The sequence below is a fragment of the Mangrovicoccus algicola genome (genome assembly GCF_014903745.1).
GTDB classification, from domain to species: domain Bacteria; phylum Pseudomonadota; class Alphaproteobacteria; order Rhodobacterales; family Rhodobacteraceae; genus Mangrovicoccus; species Mangrovicoccus algicola.
In genome coordinates this window covers 21,545-42,446 of the sequence record NZ_JACVXA010000045.1, presented here as the reverse complement: position 1 = coordinate 42,446, position 20,902 = coordinate 21,545, and the positions used below count along the sequence as shown (strand labels likewise).

Below are 20,902 nucleotides of genomic sequence, written 5' to 3'. Positions count from 1 at the left end.
CCGGCCGGGGCGCGCCGGGCCTGCCGAGGACGCGCCCCTGCCCTCACCGGCCGCGTGACCGGCCGAGGCCGCCGCGGCGGCGGCTCAGTCCTCGTCGAGCCGCGGGATCGGCAGCGCCGTGGTGGCCTTGATCTCTTCCATGCTCAGAAGCGCCGTGACGTTGAAGATCCGGACCTCCTGGATCAGCGCCTGGTAGAAATCGTCATAGGCGCGGGCATTGGCGACGCGCACCTTGAGGATATAGTCGATATCCCCGGCCAGCCGGTGCGCCTCCAGCACCTCGGGCCGTTCGCGCAGCGTCCTGAGGAATTTCTGCTGCCACGCCGCCTCGTGTTCGGAGGTGCGGATCAGCACGAAGAAACAGGCCTCCAGCCCAAGCGCCTCGGGATCCAGCACGACGGTATCGGCGCGGATCACCCCCGCCTCGCGCAGCTTGCGGATCCGGTTCCAGACCGGCGTCTTCGACGCCCCGACCCGGCGCGCGATCTCGTCCAGCGACTGCGAAGCATCGCGTTGCAGCGCGTCCAGAATTCTGCGATCAACGGCGTCGAGCTGAACAGCCATGGCCTCTCTCCTTCGAAATCCGCAAGATCGTTCTATCACGCTTCCGAGATGCGAACAAAGTTCTTATTTCCCGTGGAACCTAGCGGCATTGAGGGATGTTGTTCTATATTCATCCCAACCCGAAACGAAGGACGACCCCATGGCCCGCGCATTCACCCCCAAGGTCGTGACCGCCAACGATCTGCTCGAGGGCGACGTGATCTACCTGACCGAGACCGATCAGTGGTCGCGCCACCACCACGAGGCGGAGCTGATCGAGGACGAGGCTCATGCCGAGATCCGGCTGCTTTTCGCCAGCGGTCAGCAGAACAAGGTCGTCGGCGTCTATCTGGCCGATGCCCGCCCCGGTCCCGACGGGCCCGAGCCCGTGCATTTCCGCGAAGCCTTCCGCGCGAAGGGTCCGTCCAACTACGTCCATGGCAAGCAGGAGAGCCGGGCCTGAGCCCGGCGACGCCCCGCGCCCACGCAAGCCCCCAGTCAGGAGCCCGCCGATGTACACGTATTCCGAGTATGACGATGCTTTCGTCCGCCGCCGCGTCGCGGAGTTCAGCCAGCAGGTCGAACGCCGGATCGACGGGTCGCTGACCGAGGACGAATTCAAGCCCCTGCGCCTGATGAACGGGCTGTACCTGCAGCTCCACGCGTACATGCTGCGCGTGGCGATCCCCTATGGCACGCTGGACAGCCGCAAGATGGACCAGCTGGCCCATATCGCCGAGACCTGGGACAAGGGCTACGGCCATTTCACCACCCGCCAGAACATCCAGTACAACTGGCCCAAGCTGCCGGACGTGCCGAAGATGCTGGAGGCGCTGGCCGATGTCGGGATGCACGCGATCCAGACCTCGGGCAACACCATCCGCAACGTGACCGCGGACCATTTCGCCGGCGCTGCGGCCGACGAGATCGAGGACCCGCGTCCCGTGGCCGAGTTGCTGCGCCAGTGGTCCACCGACCACCCGGAATTCCAGTTCCTGCCACGCAAGTTCAAGATCGCCGTCACCGGCAGCCCCAATGACCGCGCCGTGACCAAGGCCCATGACATCGGCCTGCGCATGGTGCGCAACGAGGCGGGCGAGCCCGGCTTCGAGGTGCTGGTCGGCGGCGGGCTGGGCCGGACGCCGATGATCGGCAAGGTCATCAGCCCCTTCGTGCCGAAGGCGGACCTGCTGCCCTATTGCGAGGCGATCGTGTCGGTCTACAACACGCTGGGACGGCGCGACAACAAGTACAAGGCGCGCATCAAGATCACCGTCGCCGAGAACGGCCTGGACACGTTCCGCGACCTGGTCGAGGCCCGCTATGCCGAGATCCGTCCCGAATTCACCGGCATCGACCAGGAGATCCTGGCAGGGATCGAGAAGGAATTCGCCGCCCCCGCCTTCCGCAACGCCACGACGGAGGCCTATGACGCCGCGCGCGAGGCCGATCCGGTCTTCCGCTCCTGGGCGGATACCAACCTGGCCGCGCACCGGATCGACGGCTATGCGATCGTCACCATCTCGCTGAAGGCGCATGGCAAGACCCCGGGCGACGCCTCGGCCGATCAGATGCGCGTGATGGCGGACCTGGCGCGCCGCTACGGCCATGACGAGCTGCGCATCAGCCACGAGCAGAACGTGATCCTGCCGCATGTCCACAAGTCGGACCTGCCCGTGATCCATGCGGAACTGCTGCGCGCCGGGCTGGCCACGGCCAATGTCGGGCTGATCTCGGACATCATCGCCTGCCCGGGCATGGATTACTGCGCGCTGGCCACGGCCCGTTCGATCCCCGTGGCGGAACAGATCGCCACCCGCTTCGACGAGCTGAAGCTGGAACACGAGATCGGCGAGATGAAGATCAAGATCTCGGGCTGCATCAATGCCTGCGGACACCACCATGTCGGCCATATCGGCATCCTGGGCCTCGACCGCGCGGGGGTGGAGAACTACCAGATCACCCTGGGCGGCGACGGCACCGAGACGGCCGCGATCGGCGAGCGCACGGGGCCGGGCTTCGCCTATGACGAGATCGTGCCGGCGATCGAGAAGATCGTCGCGACCTATCTGAAGGAACGCGAAAGCGCCGAGGAACGATTCCTCGACTGCTATCGCCGCGTGGGCATCAACCCGTTCAAGATCGCGCTTTACGGCGAGGACGCGAAGGGGCGGGCCCGTGCCGCTTGAAGCCCCCCTCCCCCGCACGGAGGAGCGGGTCGCGCATCTGAATGACAGGTACCGCCATCACTCCGCCACCTCCGTGCTGGAGCGCGCCCTGTCCGACCCCCAGGTCGGGCGGGTCGCGATGGTGTCGAGCTTCGGGGCGGAATCGGTGGCGCTTCTGCACATGGTGGCGGTGATCGACCCGGCCACGCCGGTGCTGTTCATCGACACGCATATGCTATTCCCCGAGACCCTGGCCTACCAGGGCGAGCTGGCCGAGGCGCTGGGGCTGAGCGACATCCGCCGGATCTCCGCCACGCGCATCCAGCTGGAGGCGCAGGACCCGGACGGACTTCTGCACGGCAGCGACACCGATGCCTGCTGCACCCTGCGCAAGACCGTGCCGCTGGAGACCGCGCTGTCGGATTTCGACGCATGGATCACCGGCCGCAAGCGGTTCCAGAGCGCGACCCGCGCGGCGCTGGATTTCTTCGAGGCCGACGGGCCCGACCGGATCAAGGTCAACCCGCTGGCCCACTGGGCGCCGCAGGATGTCCAGGACTACATGATAAACAACCGCCTGCCCCGTCACCCGCTGGTGGCGCAGGGCTATCCCTCCATCGGCTGCGCCCCCTGCACGACCAAGGTCGCGCCGGGCGAGGATCCGCGCGCCGGACGCTGGCGCAACGCGCAGAAGGAGGAATGCGGCATCCATTTCATCAACGGCAAGGTCGTGCGCGGCCCGCTGCCCAAGGGAGACGCAGCATGAGCGTGATCGTGACCGATACCGGCTTTGCCGCAGATGACTGGACCGGCGATTTCATCGCCCTGGGCGAACTGGCCGCGGACCATGAGGGCACGCTGTCGCTGGATGTTCCCTCCGATGGCGACGTCTCCGCGCTGAAGGACCGGGTCGATGCGATCGACATGATCCGCGTGGATTTCCCCGCCTTTTCCGACGGGCGCGGCTTCACCATCGCCGGGCAGCTGCGCCGGATGGGGTTCCGCGGACGGCTGCGGGCGCGCGGGCACGTGATCGCCGACCAGTATGCCATGGCCCGCCGCATGGGCTTCGACGAGGTGGAAATCTCCGACGAGCTTGCCCATCGCCAGCCCGAAGACCAGTGGGCCTTCCGCGCCGACTGGACCCGATTCCACCACCAGGCGCGCCTGCGCGGCTGATCACGATCCCACTATCCACCCCGGGCTGCGCGCTTATGCTGCTTTGCAGCAGGAGCCGCCCGTGCGATGAAGGCCGAGACGATGACCATTCAAGACAACATGACCGACTCCGCAATCACCTCCAAGCCGGTGGCCCTGCCCGACGCGCAGACCGTCACCGAGGTGCAGCACTATACCGACCGGCTGTTCCGCTTCCGCTGCACCCGGCCGCAATCGCTGCGCTTCCGCTCGGGCGAATTCGTCATGATCGGCCTGATGGGCGATCCCGATCCCAGGACCGGCAAGCAGAAGCCGCTGCTGCGCGCCTATTCCATCGCCTCCCCCTCCTGGGACGAGGAGCTGGAATTCTACTCGATCAAGGTGCAGGACGGCCCGCTGACCTCGCGGCTGCAGCACCTGAAGGTGGGCGACCAGATCATCCTGCGCCCGAAACCCGTGGGCACGCTGGTGCATGATGCGCTTCTGCCCGGCAAGCGGCTGTGGTTCTTCTCCACCGGCACCGGTTTCGCCCCCTTCGCCTCGCTGCTGCGCGAACCGCAGACCTACGAGGATTACGACGAGATCGTCATCACCCATACCTGCCGCGACGTGGCCGAGCTGACCTACGGGGCCGAGCTGATCGAGGGGCTGAAGACCGACGAGCTGCTGAACGAGCTGATCGGCGAGGGCTTCTGGAAGAAGATCCGCTATTACCCGACCACGACCCGCGAGGAGAGCCCGAAGATGGGCCGCATCACCACCCTGCTCAAGGACGGCACCGCGTTCCGCGACCTGGGCATCGAGGCGGGGCGGATGGATCCGGCCACCGACCGGGCGATGATCTGCGGCTCCATGGGGCTGAACCTGGACCTCAAGGAAATCCTCGAGGGCTACGGGCTGGAGGAAGGCGCCAATTCCGACCCCCAGCACTTCGTGGTCGAGAAGGCCTTCGTCGGCTGACCCGCCGAAAGGTACGGCCGCGGCCCGGAAAGCGTGATTTTCCCCGGGAAACCGGGGCAGATCGCGCTTGAAACACTGCGTCCGCGGCACTATCTTGACGCACCAATCCCGATCACTATCGAAGGAACGCTGACATAGCTCGCAGACCCCATAACGCGCCCCCGACGCGTGACACCGGCCCCCGCATCAATGGACGGATCCGGGCGCCTGAAATCCGGCTGATCGGTGCAGACGGCGAAAACGTCGGTCTCTGCACCCCGGCGCGCGGCATGGAACTTGCCGAACGCGCAGGCCTCGACCTGGTGGAAATCTCGCCCAACGCGACGCCGCCGGTCTGCAAGATCATGGATTTCGGCAAGTACAAGTACGAGACGCAGAAGCGGGAGAGCGAGGCCCGCAAGAAGCAGAAGATCATCGAGGTCAAGGAAGTCAAGTTCCGTCCGGGGACCGACACCCATGACTACGACGTCAAGATGAAGAACGTCTTCAAGTTCCTGGAAAAGGGCGACAAGGTGAAGATCACCCTGCGCTTCCGCGGCCGCGAGATGGCCCACCAGAACCTGGGGCGCGAACTGCTCGAACGCGTCGCCGAGGATGTGAAGGAAATCGGCAAGGTCGAGAACATGCCGAAGATGGAAGGCCGCCAGATGGTCATGATGATCGGCCCCACCGCCAAGTAAGGCGGCGGGAACCGGAGGGACGGGGGGCGCATCGCGCCCCTTTTTCTTTTCTGCCCGCTTTCGCGTCCGGCCCCGCCCGGCGGCGGCATGCCGCAGGCGGGCAGGCGCGCAAACCGCATCGTCACCCGAACTTCACTTTGCCCCGCCGTCCTGCGCCCCTATCTGTGAAGGGGTCCCGATCCCCGCAGGTCGCCGTCCCGCCGTCTCGGCCGCCCCCTTCCGCCGGGGACGGCGGCGGCGCGGGATGCGCGGGTCGCGGCGGCGCGGGGCCGGAATGACAGGCGGAGACCAAATTGCATCGAATCGCATTCTTTCTGCTCATGGCGCTGATCGTCTACGTGGCTTTCGGGGGGGCTGGCTGATGGCGCGGCGCTACGCCGGCAGCTATAGCCCCGATCCCGCCGCCCAGGCAGCGCCCCGCACGCATCCCTGGCAGGGCAAGGTTCCCACGCGGCTGGGCGCGCGGGTGAACATCCTGTTCGTGCTGCCCTTCCTGTTCGCGATCTCCGCCTTCTTCAAGCCGCCCCTGGGCATGGCCGCCGGGCTGGGCGCCTTCGGGGCGATGATGCTGGCGGCCTGGCTGACCCGCGAGGGCATCCGCGCCCAGGCCGCCTACGACACCCGCAGCGTCGCCCGCCGGCCGGCCATCCCGCGCAAGATCTTCGGGGCGGCGGCCATGGGAATAGGCCTCGGCCTCGACGCCGCCTGGCAGGGCGGGCTGCTGGTCGGCACGCTGCTGGGCGGCATCGGGGCGGGACTGCACCTTCTGGCCTTCGGCCCCGACCCGCTGCGCAGCAAGGGCATCGCGGGCGACGATTTCCAGTCCGGCCGCGTCGCCCGCGCGGTGGAGGGCGCCGAGGCGGAGCTGGCCGCGATGAACCGCGTGCTGGATCCGCTGCGGGATCGCGAGCTGGCGCTGGTCCTGGCACGGTTCCAGGCCACCGCGCGCGAGATGTTCCGCACGGTGGAACAGGATCCGCGCGACCTGACCGCCGCGCGCCGCTATCTGGGGGTCTACCTTTCGGGGGCCCGCGAGGCGGCCGAGAAATACGCCGCCTATGCCGCGCGCAGCCGCGACCCGCAGGCGCGCACCGCCTTCGTGACGCTGATCGACGACCTCGACCGGAACTTCTCCAAGAAGACCGAAACTTTGCTACTGGACGACCGTTCCCAGCTTGATATCGAGATGGAAGTGCTGAGAGAACGGCTGTCGCGAGAGCCCCATCTGAGCCCATCGAGGACCGAAGGATGACCGATACCAAGCTGCAGGCCGAGATCGCCGAAACGGCCGCCACCGCGCTGCCCGAACCGGCCGAACTGCCCGCCACGACCCCTGAAAGACAGGCCGAGATCGAACGGCGCATGGCCGAGATCCGGATCGACGATACCGGCACGATCATCGGCTTCGGCTCGGCCGCGCAGGCCGAGCTGCAGACGATCAGCCAGGCGATGCTGGCCGATGTGCGCAACAAGGATCTCGGCCCGGCGGGCGACAGCCTGCGCGACATGGTGGCGACCATCCGCGGCTTCTCGGTCGAGGAGCTGGATCCCGGCCGCAAGCGCAGCTGGTGGGAAAAGCTGACCGGCAAGCGCGGCGATGTGGCGAAATTCATGTCCCAGTACGAGGATGTGCAGGGCCAGATCGACGAGATCACCAGCAATCTCGAATCGCACGAGCACACGCTGCTGAAGGACATCAAGGCGCTCGACCAGCTCTATGGCAAGACGCTCGATTTCTACCACGAGCTGGCGCTTTACATCGCGGCCGGCGAGATGCGCCTGGCCGCGATCGATGCCAATGACATCCCCGCCAAGGAGGCCGAGATCGCCGCCGCCCCCGAGGAGGCGCAGGTGATGAAGGCGCAGGAGCTGCGCGACCTGCGCGCCGCGCGCGACGACCTGGAACGGCGGGTCCACGACCTGAAGCTGACCCGGCAGGTCACGATGCAGTCGCTGCCTTCGATCCGGCTGGTGCAGGAAAACGACAAGGCGCTGATCACCAAGATCAATTCCACGCTCGTCAACACCGTGCCCCTGTGGGAGACCCAGCTGGCCCAGGCGCTGACGATCCAGCGGTCCTCCGCGGCGGCGGCGGCGGTGAAGGAGGCGGGCGATCTGACCAACGAGCTGCTGACCTCCAACGCCGCCAACCTGCGCCAGGCCAATGCCGCCGTGCGCGAGCAGACCGAGCGCGGCGTCTATGACATCGAGGCGATCAAGACCGCGAATGCCGAGCTGGTGGCGACGATCGAGGACAGCCTGCGCATCGCCGACCAGGGCAAGGCCCGGCGCCTAGCCGCCGAGGCCGAGCTTCAGACCATGGAGAACGAATTGCGCGATACCCTGGCCGCGGCGAAGGCGCGGCAGCCGGCGCGCGAGGGCTGAGGCGGTCGCCATGGCACCCTGCGGGCGGGTTTCCCTTTCGGCGGCGCAGGCCGCGTTGCTGCTGATCCTGGCGGGCTGCCTCTCGGCCCCGCCCGCCCCTGCCCCTGCGCCCGAGCCGCCGCGCCTCGTGCGGTCCTCGCCGCGCCCGCAGCCCAGCCCGCTGCCTGCCGAGGGCCCGATCCGCGACATGCCCGTGGCCACCAGCGCGGAACTGTCCCGGCGCTATGCCCTGCTGGAGGCGCGGCTGGTTTCCGAGGGACGGCTGCGCGAGGATGGCGGCGGGCTGGAGGGGATCGATGCCGATCTGCTGGCCACCAACTTCATCCGCATCGCGCTGCATGACGAATACACCCCCGGCAGCGACGGCGGGTTCGTCGCGCGCGAAAGCGCCAGCCGCCTGCGTCGCTGGTCGGCGCCGGTGGAGGTCTCCCTGCAATTCGGCGCCTCCGTGCCCCCCGCGCAGCGCGACACGGATCGCGGCATTGCCGCCGGGGTGGTGGACGCGATCGCCGGGGCCAGCGGCCATCCGGTGCGCCTGACCGGCTCGGGCGGGAATTTCAGCGTCTTCGTGGTCGATGAATCCGAAAGGCTGGCCCTGCGGCCGCAGCTGCGCCGCCTGGTGCCCGGCATTTCCGACCCGGTGCTGGAATCGATGCTGGACATCCTGCCCTCCACTTTCTGCCTGGTCGTCGCCTTCTCGGCGCCCGAGGCGCCCCAGACCTATGTCCGCGCCGTCGCGATCATCCGGGCCGAGCATCCGCCGCGCCTGCGCCGCAGCTGTTTCAACGAGGAGCTGGCCCAGGGGATGGGGCTGGCCAATGACAGCCACGAGGCGCGGCCCTCGATCTTCAACGACGACGAGGATTACGCGCGGCTGACCGACCAGGACCTGCTGCTGCTGCAGCTTCTCTACGACCCGCGGCTGCGGCCCGGCATGACCGCCGCCGAGGCGGAGGCCCCGGTGCGCGAGATTGCCGCCGGGCTGCGCCCGCCCCTGACCGCCGCCGCGCCGGATGCGCCCGAGCCGCCCGGCACCCCGCCGGTGGAGATCGCCGCCGCTCCCGCCCCGGTCCCGCCACAGTGATCGCCCCCGGCTTGGCCCGGCGGCCGGGCCATGCGATAACCGCCCCGCGGCAGGCCCCGCGCCCGCCCTGCCCCCGACCCGCGAAAGGACCAAGCGCATGTTCTCCTTCCTCACCGGCGAGTTCATCGATGTCATCGACTGGGTGGACGACACCCGCGACACGATGGTCTGGCGGTTCGAGCGGCACGGCCATGCAATCAAGTACGGCGCCAAGCTGACGGTCCGCGAGGGCCAGACCGCGGTCTTCGTGCATGAAGGCCAGATGGCCGATGTCTTCACCCCCGGCCTTTACATGCTGGAAACCAACAACATGCCGGTGATGACGACCCTGCAGCACTGGGATCACGGCTTCCGCTCGCCCTTCAAGTCCGAGGTCTATTTCGTCGCCACGACCCGGTTCAACGGGCTGAAATGGGGCACGAAGAACCCGCTGATGATGCGTGACCCGGAATTCGGCCCGGTGCGGCTGCGCGCCTACGGCACCTATTCGATCCGGGTGAAGGACGCCGCGCGCTTCATGACCGAGATCGTCGGCACGGATGGCGAATTCACCGCGGACGAGATCAGCTTCCAGATCCGAAACATCATCGTGCAGGAATTCTCGCGCGTGGCGGCCGGATCGGGCATCCCGGTGCTGGACATGGCCGCGAACACGGCCGAGTTCGGCAGGCTGATGGCCGAGCGGATCGCGCCCACGCTGGAAGGCTACGGGCTGGACATGCCCGAGCTCTATGTCGAGAACATCTCGCTGCCCGCGGCCGTGGAGGCTGCGCTGGACAAGCGCAGCGCGATGGGGGTGATCGGCGACCTGGCCGCCTATCAGCACTATTCGGCGGCCGAGGCGATGACCGCCGCCGCCGCGACGCCGCATTCGGCCATGGGCGCCGGGATCGGAATGGGCATGGGAATGGGCATGGGAAGCCAGATGGCGCAGGGCCCCTGGGGCGCGCGTCCCGCCGCCCCCGCCCAGGCCGCGCCCCCGCCGCCGCCTCCGCCGCCGGTCGAGCATGTCTGGCACCTGGCCGAGAACGGGCAGACCACGGGGCCCTTCTCCAAGGCGCGGCTGGGGCGGATGGTGACCGAGGGCGGGCTTCGCCGCGACACGCTGGTCTGGACCCAGGGCCAGGATGGCTGGAAGCGCGCCGAGGAGGTGACGGAGCTGGCGCAGCTCTTCACCGTGATGCCGCCCCCGCCGCCGGCCGGCTGACGCGGCCCCCCGTCATGCCCGTCTCAGATGTCGTAGCTGACGCTGCCCGAACGGCCGTCCAGGGCGCTGTTGATCTGCACCCGGATGCGGCCGTCATCGCGGCGGGTGAACACCGCGGTGCCGTCATTGACCTTGGTGAAGCTCTCGCACGCGGCCGCGATGTCGCGCCTCCCGTCGGCGCGGCCGGTTTCCTCGTAGCGCGCCAGCGCCGTTCCGGCACAGACCTGGGCCGTGGCGCGGCGGGCCTCGGCGCTGTCGAACCCGGCCGGATCATAGCGCCCCTCGATCTCGCGCTCGCCGAAGCGCAGGGCGAAACGTCCGGGATCGGCGGGGCCGGCATCGCCGGAACAGGCGGCCAGGACGGCAAGGGCCGGAAGAAGGCAGGCGCGGGCGGGCCGGGCTGCGGTCATGGGATCATATCCTTTCGCGACGGCGCCTGGCTGGGGTCGCGGCTGGGCGGATCATCCGCGATCCTGCCCCCGTCCCCGCAACATTGCAATCCATCCCCTGCCCCGGGCGGCCCGGGCGGGACCCCCGGGCGTGATCCGCGGGAAGCCGGACGGAGGATGACATGATCGGCACGAGCGACACCGCGCAGGACGGCGCGGGACAGGGCTTTCCCTGCCCGGCCTGCGGCGCGCCGATGCAGTTCGACCCCGGCCGGGGCGTCCTGGCCTGCGGCCATTGCGGCCATGTCGCGGAGATCGACGACCGCAACGGGCCATGGGGCGCGCCCCGGGCGATCCGCGAACTGGATTTCCGCGCCGCGCTGGAGAACCAGCTGGACGCCGCCGAGATGGAGGAAACCCGGGTCCTGCAATGCAGCGGCTGCGGCGCGGAGGTGGAATTCCGCCCCGGCATCCATGCCGGGGAATGCCCCTTCTGCGCGACGCCGGTGGTGGGGGACCCCGCCCCCAGCCGCCATATCCGCCCGCGCGCGCTGGTGCCCTTCGCGCTCGGCGAGGCGGAGGCGCGCGCGGCGATGACGCGCTGGCTGGGCCGGCTGTGGTTCGCGCCCTCGGGGCTGCAGCAATATGCCCGCCGGGGCCGCCGGATGGAGGGCATCTACCTGCCCTACTGGACCTTCGACGCGCGCACGCGGTCCAGCTATTCCGGCCAGCGCGGGAAGGTCTATTTCGAAAGCCGCCGCCGCAATGACGGCAGCATCGAACAGGTGGCGCGCGTGCGCTGGCATCCCGCCCGCGGCCGGGTGTCCCGCGATTTCGACGACGTGCTGGTCCCCGGCAGCCGCAGCCTGCCCGGCGAGATGATCGCCGGGCTGACGCCCTGGGACCTGTCGCGGCTGGAACCCTACAAGCCCGAATACCTCGCCGGGCTGCGCGCCGAGGCCTACGGCGTCGCCCTGGACGAGGCCTATCACGGCGCCCGCGCGCAGATGGACCAGGTCATCGCCCGCGACGTGCGCTTCGATATCGGCGGCGACCGGCAGCGCATTCACGCGATCGACACGCAGATCTCGGATGTCACCTTCAAGCATGTGCTGCTGCCGGTCTGGGTGGGCGTCTACCGCTATCGCGGGCAGGCCTTCCGCATCCTGGTCAATGCCCAGTCGGGCCGGGTGCAGGGCGCGCGGCCCTGGTCGATGTGGAAGATCGCGGCCGCCATCCTGGCCGGGGCGGTGCTGGCCGGGGCGCTCGGCTATGCGATGGCGCTGCAGCAGGGCGCGATCTGAGCCCGGCCCCGCCGATGGCGCGGCGGGGCGGTTGACAGTCCCCGCGGGCGTCCCCGAAAACGGGCGCGCAACATGGCGCCGGGGCCGGGAACCTTTTCCGCCCGGGCGCGTTCCCGCCCGAGGCCGTCGCTCCGGCGACCGGCAGACCACAAGCAACGCCTGACACAAGAGAACACCCAGATGATCCCACCCTTCGGCATGTCCTGCCGAGACGCCCGCCGCGCGGAACCGCTCCGCCCTCTGACGCCCCGGACAGATGCCGGAGGAGCCGAATGACACGCTGGTTCCCGCGGATCCTGCCGATCCTCTTCCTCGCCCTCCACCTGTTTCCCGCCGCCGCGCCCGCCCAGGCGCTGCTGCCCGGCACCGGGGGCGGCGGCGGATCCTCGCAGGAGGAAACGGCCGCGGCCGATGCCGGGGGCGGCGATCTGGACGCCCTGCTGGAGGTGCTGCAGGATGACGAGGCGCGCCAGCGCCTGATCGATGCGCTCGCCACTGCCGAGGGGACCGGCGACGGCGAAGCGACGGGGGACACCGCCGCAGAGGGGGACACCGCCGCGGAAGGGGATGCCGCGGCAGAGGATGCGGAGAGCTTTGCCTCGCCCGATTTCCACGGCTTCGCCCAGCAGGCGGCGGAGGTGATGACCGGCCTCGCCAACGACCTGCGCACCCGCTCCGCCGCGCTGCTGACCGATGTGCAGCGGCTGGCCTCGCTCCCCGAGGTTCTGTCGCAGGACCGCCGCGACCGCATCATGCACGAGGCGCCGCGGCTTCTTGCCACGATCATCGCCACGGTGGCGATCTACCGCCTGCTGCGGATGCTGGCGCGGGCGCTGGTCAAGCCGCCCGAAACCCGCAGCATCCGCCGCGTCGCCATCGCGGTGACGGTCCAGTCGCTCTTGCGCGCCGCGGGCCTGATCCTGGCCTGGGTCGCGGGCTACGGGCTGGCCTCCGCCTTCGGCGGCGGCACGGTCGCGGTGGTGCAGGCTTATTACCTGAACGCCTTCCTGCTGGTGGGGGCGTTCACCGCGGTGCTCAGCCTCTTCGTGTCCTACAGCCCCAGGGACGTGACCTTCTCGGGCATGGCGCGCGAGATCGACACGACCATCTTCCGCTGCGTGAAACGGGTCGGCGGCCTCTTGATCTACACGCTGGTCGCGGTGGTGCCCATCGCCCGGGTCTGGACCAATTTCACCATCGCCGCCTCGCTGCGCTCGGTGCTGCTGACCGTGACGCTGATCATGGCGCTCCTGGCCATCCGCCGCATGCACAAGGTGATCCAGAGCTGGCTGGAGCAGAAGAAGGCCGAGCAGGCCCGCCAGAGCAAGGCCCAGGGCGAGGACGGGGAGGAGGACGAATTCGCCAATGTCGTCTCCGACACGACCCAGACCATCTGGAACAAGGCCTGGCCGCCGCTGGCGGCGATCTATGTCATCACCTGCTACTGGATCGCCATCACCCGCCCCTATGACATGCTCGACGTTCTGGGCAAGGCGACGCTGTGGAGCCTGGGCGCGCTGGTGCTGTTCCTGGCCTGCCTGCGCATCCTCGGCAAGGCCGGCCATGCCGCGATGCCCGTGCCCTCGGGCAAGGGGCGGCTGCTGCAGCTCTTCGTCGAGCGGGTCAACGGGTTCCTGCCGACGCTGTCGGTGCTGGCGGGGCTGGCGGGGATCATCGCCGCCATCGTCATCGGTCTTGCCGCCTGGAACCTCGCGCATTTCGAGCGGGTGATGGAGGCCGACCGGCTCTGGGGCCTGGCCACCGCGCTGATCATCGTCCTGGTGGCCCTGGCCATCTGGGCCGCGATCAGCGCCTGGATCGACGACCGCCTGACCTCCACCGCGCCGATGCGCACCGTCTCGGCGCGGCAGCGCACGCTGCTGAGCCTGGCGCGCAACGCCATCACCATCGCGGTGATCGTCTTCGCGGGGATGATGGCGCTCAGCGAGCTGGGCATCAACATCGCGCCGCTGATCGCCGGTGCCGGGGTGATCGGCCTGGCCATCGGTTTCGGTGCCCAGAAACTGGTGCAGGACATCATCACCGGCGTCTTCATCCAGCTGGAGAACGCGATCAACGAAGGCGACGTGGTGACCGTGGCAGGGATCTCCGGCGCGGTGGAGAGCCTGACGATCCGCTCGGTCGGCATCCGCGACCTGTCGGGCACCTATCACCTGGTGCCCTTCTCGGCGGTGGACACGGTGTCGAACTTCATGCGCCGCTTCTCCTACCATGTCGAGGTCGCGGGGGTCAGCTACGACACCGATATCGACCTGGCGCGCAAGGCGATGTTCGAAGCCTTCGACAACGTCAAGAAGGGCGAATTCGGCGCCTTCATCCTGGAGGGGCTGGAAATGCACGGCGTGGTCGGGCTGGGCGACAGCTCGGTCAATATCCGCGCGCGCATCAAGACCCTGCCCGGCCAGCAATGGGGCGTCGGCCGCGCCTATACCGAGGAGATGAAGAAGGTCTTCGACAGCTACGGCATCGAGATCCCCTTCCCGCATCGCGAGCTGAAGATGCCCGGGGAACTGTTCGAGCGGCTGCACGAAATGGCCGCCACCCGCCGCGACACCATCACCTCCACCGCCACGCGGGTGGAGGATCCCGATCCCGCGCACCGTCCCCGGCCCCTGGGGCCGGAGGCCGGGCCGGATCGCGACGAGGGTCCGGACGACAGCTGATGCTGCGCGCCGGGGGCCGCCGCGTCGCGGCCCCCGCCAGGCGGCATGACCGCCCGAATGGGAACAATCCTAACTATCCAGGCCCGCGTTAATCGCCGCCTAAGCCATGCCGGCCTATCCCGGAAGCGACGCTGTTCCGGAGGCTCCATGCAGACTGCCCTGACCTGGTTTTGCCTGTTCTGCGCCATCGCGGCGCCGCCGATCCTGGCGATGGCCATGGCCATGCCGCAATCCGGCCGTCCCGTTCTGGTCATCTCCGGCCTGGCCGGGGCCGACCGGCACCGGCTGGTGGCGGAATCCGGGGGATACCCGCTGGGCCCGCGGCATCCCCCGCTTGCCATCCTCGCCGCGTCGCAGGATCCGGCCTTCGCGCGGCGGCTGCGCGCCGCGGGCGCGTGGTTGGTGCTGGATGCCGGGAGGCTGGCCGCGCTCTGCGGGGTGCGGTCATGACGGCGGGGTCCGATTCGCAGGCGCTTCGGGCGCTGCGGCTCCTGTCGCGGGGCGCCGCGCTGCTCGCGCCCTTGCCGGTGCTCGCCGCCCTGGGCGCCGGAAACCCGCTCCTGCCGGTTCTGGTCGGCGTCGCAGTCTTCACGGCAATGGCCCTGGCCGCGCCGCGCCTGGCCATGGCCAACGGCCAGACGCTGGTGGCCGCCGCGCTGATCGGGCAGGTCATGATGCTGACCGGCGCGCTGGCGAACCACGCCTGGCAGGTCGACGCCCACATGGCCTTCTTCGCCGCGCTGGCCTGCCTGACAATGCTGGACAGCGTGCGCCCGATCCTGGTGGCGACCGCGCTGATCGTGCTGCATCACCTGACGCTGGCAGTGCTGTTTCCGGTGCTCATCTATCCCCCGGCCGACCTTCTTCAGAATGTCGAACGGGTGCTGATCCACGGTGCCTGCGCGGGGATCGAATCGGCCGTGCTGATCTACAGCGTTCTCGTCCGCAACCGGATGGCCGCCCGCGCGGTCGCGGATGCCGAGGAGATCGCGGAGGCCGGGCGCAAGGCCCGCGACAGCCTGCGCGAGGCGGAGGAGTCCCTGCAGGCGGCCGAGGAGGCGCAGGCCGAGGCGCTGGCCGCGCAGGCAGTCGCGCAGGACGCGGCGGAACAGGCCCGCACCGAAATGGCCCGCGCCCAGGAGGCGGATGCCGCCGCCCGCGCGGCGCAGACGCGGGAGAAGGAGCAGCAGGCGCGCATCCGCCGGACCCAGCAAACCGTCGTCGAGACGCTGAAAGCGGCGCTCAAGGACCTGGCCGCCGGCAAGCTGCATGCCCGCATTCCCGACCCGCTGCCCGACGAATACGAGGAGCTGCGCACCGATTTCAATTCCGCCTGCGAAACCCTGGCTGCAGCCATGGCCCAGGTGCTGGAACGCTCCGGCACGGTGGGGGCGCAGTCGAACGACATCTCGGCGGCGACCACGGATCTGGCCAAGCGCACGGAAACCCAGGCTGCCTCGCTGGCCCAGGTCTCGGCGACGGTCAGCCAGATCGCCGGTCAGGTGAAGGATGCGGCAGAGCTGGCCCGAACCGCCTCCGGCGAGGCCCAGGCGACCAGTTCCGATGCCGAGGCCAGCTCTGCCCTGGTCGGGGACGCGGTGGCGGCGATGGACCGGATCGAGGAGGCTTCGGGAAAGATCCATTCGATCATCGCCACGATCGACGACATCTCGTTCCAGACCAACCTTCTGGCGCTGAATGCCGGGGTGGAGGCGGCCCGCGCCGGCGAGGCCGGGCGCGGCTTCGCCGTGGTCGCCTCGGAGGTCCGCGCCCTGGCACAGCGGTCCTCGGACGCGGCACGGGAAATCAAGACCCTGATCGAGAACAGCACCCGCCTGGTGCAGGACGGGGTCGGCCTGGTCAACCGTACCGGCGACTCCCTGCACAGCGTGCGCGGACGCATCGACCAGATTTCGGGCCGCATCCGGGACATCAGCGACTCCGCGATCCGGCAATCCTCCAGCCTGGCGGAGATCGACACCACACTGGGCGGGCTGGACCGCGTCACGCAGCAGAATGCCGCCATGTTCGAGGAAACCACCGCGTCGAACCTGGATCTGCGCGCCCAGGCCGAGGCGCTGCTGGCCATCGTCGGAACCTTCCAGCTGACCGCCGGGACAGAGGCCCCCGGCCCGGCCCGCCCCGCCCGCAGCGACGCTGCCTGACAGGGACCGGTCCGGCGAGGATCAGCGCCGCGAGAGCCGCCTGCGGTTCAGCCAGGCCCAGAGCACCGTGACGATATAGGCTAGGCACAGCACGATCAGCGTGCGCCAGGCATAAGTGACCAGCAGCGCGCCGACCGCCGCCACCCCGACAAGGAAGAACTTGACGTTGCCCCGCGCGATCCGCGTCGTCTTGAAGGACCAGGTCGGCAGGGAACTGATCATCAGCAACCCGATGACGATCATGTGCAAGCTGATCAACAGCGCCGGGATGCTGGGCCGGTCGGCAAAGGCGAAGGACACATAGAGCGGCAGCATCACCACCAGCGCCCCGGCCGGAGAGGGCACGCCCTCGAAATAGGCGCCGCCCAGCCCTCCGCCGGTCTTGCTGCCGACATTGAATCGCGCCAGCCGGAAGACGCAGCAGATGGAGAAGACCAGAACGGCAATCCAGCCGATCCCGCCGCTATCCTGCAGGGCCCAGAAATACAGGGTCAGCGGCGTCGCCACCCCGAAATTGACGAAATCCGCCAGCGAATCCAGCTCCGCGCCGATCTTGCTGGCCGATCCCAGCGCCCGCGCCAGACGGCCATCCAGCCCGTCGAGAATGCCCGCCACGATGATCAGCTGCACCGCCAGTTCGTAATTGCCATGCACCCCCGCCCGGATCGCCGTCAGCCCCGCGCAGATCGCCGTCACGGTCAGCATGTTGGGCAGAAGCAGGATCGGCGAGAAGGCCTTGGGCTCCTTGGCGGGGCGGTTCGGCGCGGGCGACATGGATCAGGCCTCCCCCAGCTCGGCGATCACCGTCTCGCCCGCGACCATGGTCTGGCCCACCGCCACCATCGGCGCCACGCCCGGCGGCAGATACACGTCAAGCCGCGATCCGAAGCGGATCAGCCCGAAACGTTCGCCCCGCGCCAGCCGGGTCCCGGGCTGGACGAAGCACAGGATCCGCCGCGCCACCAGGCCCGCGATCTGGACCACCGCGATGTCGCGCCCGTCCTCCAGCCGGATCGCCAGGGCGTTCCTCTCATTGTCGGAACTCGCCTTGTCGAGCGAGGCATTGAAGAACTTGCCGGGGCGATAGGCGACCGCCGTGACCTCGCCCGCGACCGGCACGCGGTTCACGTGGCAATTGAACACGCTCATGAACACGCTGACCCGGGTCAGCGGCACGTCCGGCAGGCCAAGCTCGGCCGGGGGAACGGCGGGCTCGATCAGCGACACGATCCCGTCGGCGGGGCTGACGACCAGGCCGGGGCGAGGCGGCGTCACCCGTTCGGGGTCGCGGAAGAAATAATAGCACCAGACCGTGGCCCCCACGCCGATCCAGCCCAGCGGTTCCCAGATCAGGAACAGCACCAGGGCAATGGCGGCGAAGATCGCCACGAAACGCCGTCCCTCGGGGTGCATCGGCTTGATGAATGTGTCGCGCATCCGCATCTGCGGCCGTTCCTTTCCCTTTGCATCGTCTCCCAGTCATAGGCAGATTGACGGGAGGCACAAGGGCGGCAGGCCGGGAGCGCCGCGCCGCTGCAATCAACCGCTTGATTTCACACCCGGCGCCCCCCAAGATGCCCGGCATGAGCTTGCATCCCCCCCCGTTCCCGGCCGCCGGGGCAGCCCCCGATGCCGTGGCTTTCCAGCGTGACGAGCTTTCCGTGATCCTCAGCCTCTACGGCCGCATGGTGGCCGCCGGGGAATGGCGCGACTACGGCATCAGCACGCTGCGCGACCGGGCGGTCTTCTCCGTCTTCCGCCGCACGGCCGAGCATCCGCTCTACCGCATCGAGAAGCAGCCCAGGCTGCGCGCGCGCCAAGGCATGTATTCCGTCACCGGAATGGACGGCCAGATCCTCAAGCGCGGGCATGACCTGCGCCAGGTGCTGCGGGTGCTGGAGCGCAAGCTGATCCGCCCGGTCGGCGACTGAGCCGCGGGCGAGCGCTTTCAGCCCCGGGCCTTGTCCTCGCGGAACAAGTTGATCCGCCGCCGCGCCGTGACCGCGCCGCCGCCCTGTCCGGCGATGCGCTGCACCGCGGGTTCCATGGGTTCGGAGACCACCGCCATGTGATGGGCATTGGCATGCACGATGCGGTCGGGCGCCGCCACCCAGGCCACATGCCCCTTCCAGAACAGCAGGTCGCCCCGGCGCAGCGGCGCTTCCGCCTCCAGCGGATCGCCCAGCAGTTCGGCCTGATCGCCGCTATCGCCCGGACAGGTCAATCCGCAGGCGATGGCGGCGACCTGGACAAGCCCCGAACAATCGATGCCCGCACGGCTGTTGCCGCCCCACAGATAGGGCGTGCCGATGAACATCTCGGCCACCCCCACCGGATCGGCAAAGCGGCTGACGGCCTTCTGCACATGGACCTTCGGCACGAATCCCCCGGTCTGCAGCCGCAGGAACCCCGACTCCTCGCCCTCGACATTCAGCCGGGCGCCGAAGGACAGCGTCATCACCTCGGGCGATTTCAGGTCCGCGGCGGAATAGACATGGGTGGCAGGTGCCGAGACGCGATGCGTCTGCGGTTGCAGCCCGCCGAGATCGGCCCGCGCCATCACGCCTTGGTACCCGTCGCGCACCGCCTCGATGCCCACATGGTCGGGCTTGCGGGCCTTCAGGATCCGGACCGGCTCGCCGAAGACCAGCTGCCGCAGCCGCGCGCCGTCGGGCCCGTCGCGGATATCGGCGACCGGCACGGCGACCTGCAGGATCTCCTCGGGCTTCTTCTTAAACAGCATCGGACCCGTCCAGCCCCAGGATCCGCGGCAGCGCGGCGAAAAGCGCCCGCGCCCCCTGCCCGGCCCCGCCGGCGGGACGCGCCGGGGCGGCGGCGGGCTGCCAGCCATAGATGTCGAAATGCGTGTATTCCGCCGCGCCCCCGGCAAAGCGGCGCAGGAACAGCGCGGCGGTGATCGATCCCGCGAACCCGCCCTTCGGGGCATTGTCCAGATCGGCGATGGCCGGTTCGATCAACGCCTCGTAGGGATCGTGGAAGGGCATCCGCCAGACCGGGTCGCGCACCTGCTGCCCGGCCGCCGACAGCGCCGCGGCAAGGGTGTCGGAGCCGGTATAGAAGGGCGCCAGATCTGGGCCAACCGCCACCCGTGCCGCCCCGGTCAGCGTCGCCATGGAGACCATCAGGTCGGGGTTCTCCTCGCCGCCATAGGCCAGGGCATCGGCAAGGACCAGCCGCCCCTCGGCATCGGTATTGTTGACCTCCACCGTCAGCCCCGCGCGCGAGGTCAGCACATCGCCCGGACGGAAGGCCGGACCGGACACCGCGTTCTCGGCCACCGGCAGAAGCACCCTGAGCCGCAGCGGCATCGCCGTCGCCATGATCATGTGGGCCAGGCCCAGCACGGCCGCCGCCCCGCCCATGTCCTTCTTCATCAGCCCCATGGCACTGGCGGGTTTCAGGTCCAGCCCGCCGGTATCGAAGACGATGCCCTTGCCGACCAGCGTCAGCAGCGGCCCGGAGCCGCCCCAGCGCAGGTCGATCAGCCGCGGCGCCCGGTCGGAGGCCCGCCCGACCGCATGGATCATCGGGAAATTCGCATCCAGCAGCGCCGTGCCTTCGATCACCTCGACCGCGGCGCCGTGGTCGCGGGCCAGATCCTCGGCCGCCGCCTGAAGCTCGTCGGGGCCCATCAGGTTGGCCGGCGTGTTGATCAGCTGCCGCGTCAGGCATTCGCCCCGGGCAATGGCGAGGATCCGCGCCTCGTCCACCCCTTCCGGCGCCGCCAGCGCGGGCGGCTCGGATGGCGAGACGCCGGATTTCAGCGTGTGGCTGTATCCGGCCAGCAGCCAGGCCAGGGCGGCCTCTTCCGCCTCCTCGGGGGTCATCGGCGTGGCGATGCGCCAGGATCCGGCAGGCAGACGTCCGACCGCCTGGGCCACCGCGAACCGCTGCCGCGCCTTCTGCGCCAGCGGCCCGAGACCGAGCACCGCGCCCCCGACGCCGCCATCCTCCGGCAGCAGCAGGACCTCGCCCGGCGCCGCGCGGAACCCGCAGGCCCGCAACCAGCCGGCCGCCGCGGGAGGCAGCGATCCGGCAAAGACGGAGAGATCCTCGGCAAAGACGAGATGAAGGGGACGGGCTGCATCCTTCGCGGGGGCAAAGGACGCCATCGGCAGATCGGGCAAGAAGAAACCTCATGAAACCGGGGTCTG

General features: G+C 69.2%; 21 protein-coding genes. 15 read left to right on the top strand and 6 right to left on the bottom strand.

The window, feature by feature from the left end; translation table 11 throughout:
* Positions 1–84 precede the first annotated feature (84 nt).
* Positions 85–564, bottom strand: coding sequence for an Lrp/AsnC family transcriptional regulator (locus ICN82_RS14415; protein ID WP_193184022.1), 480 nt, complete (start codon positions 562–564; stop codon positions 85–87).
* 139 nt (positions 565–703) lie between these two features.
* Here ICN82_RS14415 and ICN82_RS14410 point away from each other — a divergent pair, with 139 nt between their 5' ends.
* From ICN82_RS14410 to ICN82_RS14365, 10 genes are all read left to right on the top strand, one after another.
* A complete protein-coding gene (locus ICN82_RS14410; protein ID WP_193184020.1) occupies positions 704–1,006 on the top strand; it encodes a DUF2849 domain-containing protein in 303 nt (100 codons plus the stop codon).
* A 49-nt stretch (positions 1,007–1,055) separates the two neighbouring features.
* Positions 1,056–2,732: a nitrite/sulfite reductase gene (locus ICN82_RS14405; protein ID WP_193184018.1), complete on the top strand. Its 1,677-nt coding sequence runs from the start codon at positions 1,056–1,058 to the stop codon at positions 2,730–2,732.
* Positions 2,722–3,477, top strand: a complete 756-nt coding sequence (locus tag ICN82_RS14400; protein WP_193184016.1) for a phosphoadenylyl-sulfate reductase — start codon at positions 2,722–2,724, stop codon at positions 3,475–3,477. Before ICN82_RS14405 ends, ICN82_RS14400 begins: the two co-directional genes overlap by 11 nt.
* Positions 3,474–3,890 (top strand): DUF934 domain-containing protein, encoded by a 417-nt coding sequence (locus ICN82_RS14395; RefSeq protein WP_193184014.1) that lies wholly within the window; start codon positions 3,474–3,476, stop codon positions 3,888–3,890. The genes ICN82_RS14400 and ICN82_RS14395 overlap by 4 nt, the downstream gene beginning before the upstream one ends.
* An 81-nt stretch (positions 3,891–3,971) precedes the next feature.
* A complete protein-coding gene (locus ICN82_RS14390) occupies positions 3,972–4,829 on the top strand; it encodes a ferredoxin--NADP reductase (protein ID WP_193184012.1) in 858 nt (285 codons plus the stop codon).
* A 134-nt stretch (positions 4,830–4,963) separates the two neighbouring features.
* Positions 4,964–5,509 (top strand): translation initiation factor IF-3, encoded by a 546-nt coding sequence (gene infC / locus ICN82_RS14385; RefSeq protein ID WP_193184030.1) that lies wholly within the window; start codon positions 4,964–4,966, stop codon positions 5,507–5,509.
* A gap of 361 nt (positions 5,510–5,870) precedes the next feature.
* Positions 5,871–6,761 (top strand): 5-bromo-4-chloroindolyl phosphate hydrolysis family protein, encoded by an 891-nt coding sequence (locus tag ICN82_RS14380; RefSeq protein WP_193184010.1) that lies wholly within the window; start codon positions 5,871–5,873, stop codon positions 6,759–6,761.
* On the top strand, positions 6,758–7,894 hold the full coding sequence (locus ICN82_RS14375; RefSeq protein ID WP_193184008.1) for a toxic anion resistance protein: 1,137 nt from the start codon (positions 6,758–6,760) through the stop codon (positions 7,892–7,894). Before ICN82_RS14380 ends, ICN82_RS14375 begins: the two co-directional genes overlap by 4 nt.
* 10 nt (positions 7,895–7,904) lie before the next feature.
* On the top strand, positions 7,905–8,978 hold the full coding sequence (locus tag ICN82_RS14370; protein ID WP_193184006.1) for a DUF2927 domain-containing protein: 1,074 nt from the start codon (positions 7,905–7,907) through the stop codon (positions 8,976–8,978).
* A gap of 97 nt (positions 8,979–9,075) precedes the next feature.
* Positions 9,076–10,185 (top strand): SPFH domain-containing protein, encoded by a 1,110-nt coding sequence (locus ICN82_RS14365; protein WP_193184005.1) that lies wholly within the window; start codon positions 9,076–9,078, stop codon positions 10,183–10,185.
* 23 nt (positions 10,186–10,208) lie between these two features.
* On the opposite strand, the gene ICN82_RS14360 is transcribed toward ICN82_RS14365, so the two are convergent.
* Positions 10,209–10,595 (bottom strand): hypothetical protein, encoded by a 387-nt coding sequence (locus ICN82_RS14360; protein ID WP_193184003.1) that lies wholly within the window; start codon positions 10,593–10,595, stop codon positions 10,209–10,211.
* A gap of 161 nt (positions 10,596–10,756) precedes the next feature.
* Here ICN82_RS14360 and ICN82_RS14355 point away from each other — a divergent pair, with 161 nt between their 5' ends.
* The 4 genes from ICN82_RS14355 (at position 10,757) to ICN82_RS14340 (ending at position 16,727) form a co-directional block, all read left to right on the top strand.
* Complete coding sequence (locus tag ICN82_RS14355) at positions 10,757–11,878, top strand: TFIIB-type zinc ribbon-containing protein (protein ID WP_193184001.1); 1,122 nt, start codon at positions 10,757–10,759, stop codon at positions 11,876–11,878.
* Positions 11,879–12,150: 272 nt separating this feature from the next.
* On the top strand, positions 12,151–14,562 hold the full coding sequence (locus ICN82_RS14350) for a mechanosensitive ion channel domain-containing protein (protein ID WP_193183999.1): 2,412 nt from the start codon (positions 12,151–12,153) through the stop codon (positions 14,560–14,562).
* Between the two features lie 147 nt (positions 14,563–14,709).
* On the top strand, positions 14,710–15,012 hold the full coding sequence (locus tag ICN82_RS14345; RefSeq protein WP_193183997.1) for a hypothetical protein: 303 nt from the start codon (positions 14,710–14,712) through the stop codon (positions 15,010–15,012).
* Entirely contained in the window at positions 15,009–16,727 is a 1,719-nt protein-coding gene (locus ICN82_RS14340; protein WP_193183995.1) for a methyl-accepting chemotaxis protein, read from the top strand. Before ICN82_RS14345 ends, ICN82_RS14340 begins: the two co-directional genes overlap by 4 nt.
* A gap of 21 nt (positions 16,728–16,748) precedes the next feature.
* Here ICN82_RS14340 and ICN82_RS14335 read toward each other — a convergent pair whose 3' ends face one another.
* Together ICN82_RS14335 and ICN82_RS14330 are read right to left on the bottom strand one after the other, a co-directional pair.
* Entirely contained in the window at positions 16,749–17,501 is a 753-nt protein-coding gene (locus tag ICN82_RS14335; protein WP_193183993.1) for a CDP-alcohol phosphatidyltransferase family protein, read from the bottom strand.
* Positions 17,502–17,504: 3 nt separating this feature from the next.
* Positions 17,505–18,170: a phosphatidylserine decarboxylase gene (locus ICN82_RS14330; protein WP_193183991.1), complete on the bottom strand. Its 666-nt coding sequence runs from the start codon at positions 18,168–18,170 to the stop codon at positions 17,505–17,507.
* Positions 18,171–18,301: 131 nt separating this feature from the next.
* Here ICN82_RS14330 and ICN82_RS14325 point away from each other — a divergent pair, with 131 nt between their 5' ends.
* Positions 18,302–18,658, top strand: a complete 357-nt coding sequence (locus ICN82_RS14325; RefSeq protein WP_407943767.1) for a DUF2794 domain-containing protein — start codon at positions 18,302–18,304, stop codon at positions 18,656–18,658.
* A gap of 17 nt (positions 18,659–18,675) precedes the next feature.
* Here the strand turns inward: ICN82_RS14325 and ICN82_RS14320 are convergent, their stop codons facing one another.
* Both ICN82_RS14320 and ICN82_RS14315 read right to left on the bottom strand, forming a co-directional pair.
* Positions 18,676–19,470: a C40 family peptidase gene (locus ICN82_RS14320; RefSeq protein WP_193183987.1), complete on the bottom strand. Its 795-nt coding sequence runs from the start codon at positions 19,468–19,470 to the stop codon at positions 18,676–18,678.
* Positions 19,460–20,860: a leucyl aminopeptidase family protein gene (locus ICN82_RS14315; protein ID WP_193184028.1), complete on the bottom strand. Its 1,401-nt coding sequence runs from the start codon at positions 20,858–20,860 to the stop codon at positions 19,460–19,462. Before ICN82_RS14315 ends, ICN82_RS14320 begins: the two co-directional genes overlap by 11 nt.
* Between the last annotated feature and the right edge of the window lie 42 nt (positions 20,861–20,902).

Coding starts and splice junctions, on each gene's coding strand:
- ICN82_RS14415 (WP_193184022.1), bottom strand. CDS start 564: ATGGCTGTTCAGCTCGACGCCGTTGATCGCAGAATTCTGGACGCGCTG.
- ICN82_RS14410 (WP_193184020.1), top strand. CDS start 704: ATGGCCCGCGCATTCACCCCCAAGGTCGTGACCGCCAACGATCTGCTC.
- ICN82_RS14405 (WP_193184018.1), top strand. CDS start 1,056: ATGTACACGTATTCCGAGTATGACGATGCTTTCGTCCGCCGCCGCGTC.
- ICN82_RS14395 (WP_193184014.1), top strand. CDS start 3,474: ATGAGCGTGATCGTGACCGATACCGGCTTTGCCGCAGATGACTGGACC.
- ICN82_RS14390 (WP_193184012.1), top strand. CDS start 3,972: ATGACCATTCAAGACAACATGACCGACTCCGCAATCACCTCCAAGCCG.
- ICN82_RS14380 (WP_193184010.1), top strand. CDS start 5,871: ATGGCGCGGCGCTACGCCGGCAGCTATAGCCCCGATCCCGCCGCCCAG.
- ICN82_RS14375 (WP_193184008.1), top strand. CDS start 6,758: ATGACCGATACCAAGCTGCAGGCCGAGATCGCCGAAACGGCCGCCACC.
- ICN82_RS14370 (WP_193184006.1), top strand. CDS start 7,905: ATGGCACCCTGCGGGCGGGTTTCCCTTTCGGCGGCGCAGGCCGCGTTG.
- ICN82_RS14365 (WP_193184005.1), top strand. CDS start 9,076: ATGTTCTCCTTCCTCACCGGCGAGTTCATCGATGTCATCGACTGGGTG.
- ICN82_RS14360 (WP_193184003.1), bottom strand. CDS start 10,595: ATGACCGCAGCCCGGCCCGCCCGCGCCTGCCTTCTTCCGGCCCTTGCC.
- ICN82_RS14355 (WP_193184001.1), top strand. CDS start 10,757: ATGATCGGCACGAGCGACACCGCGCAGGACGGCGCGGGACAGGGCTTT.
- ICN82_RS14350 (WP_193183999.1), top strand. CDS start 12,151: ATGACACGCTGGTTCCCGCGGATCCTGCCGATCCTCTTCCTCGCCCTC.
- ICN82_RS14345 (WP_193183997.1), top strand. CDS start 14,710: ATGCAGACTGCCCTGACCTGGTTTTGCCTGTTCTGCGCCATCGCGGCG.
- ICN82_RS14340 (WP_193183995.1), top strand. CDS start 15,009: ATGACGGCGGGGTCCGATTCGCAGGCGCTTCGGGCGCTGCGGCTCCTG.
- ICN82_RS14335 (WP_193183993.1), bottom strand. CDS start 17,501: ATGTCGCCCGCGCCGAACCGCCCCGCCAAGGAGCCCAAGGCCTTCTCG.
- ICN82_RS14330 (WP_193183991.1), bottom strand. CDS start 18,170: ATGCGGATGCGCGACACATTCATCAAGCCGATGCACCCCGAGGGACGG.
- ICN82_RS14325 (WP_407943767.1), top strand. CDS start 18,302: ATGCCCGGCATGAGCTTGCATCCCCCCCCGTTCCCGGCCGCCGGGGCA.
- ICN82_RS14320 (WP_193183987.1), bottom strand. CDS start 19,470: ATGCTGTTTAAGAAGAAGCCCGAGGAGATCCTGCAGGTCGCCGTGCCG.
- ICN82_RS14315 (WP_193184028.1), bottom strand. CDS start 20,860: ATGGCGTCCTTTGCCCCCGCGAAGGATGCAGCCCGTCCCCTTCATCTC.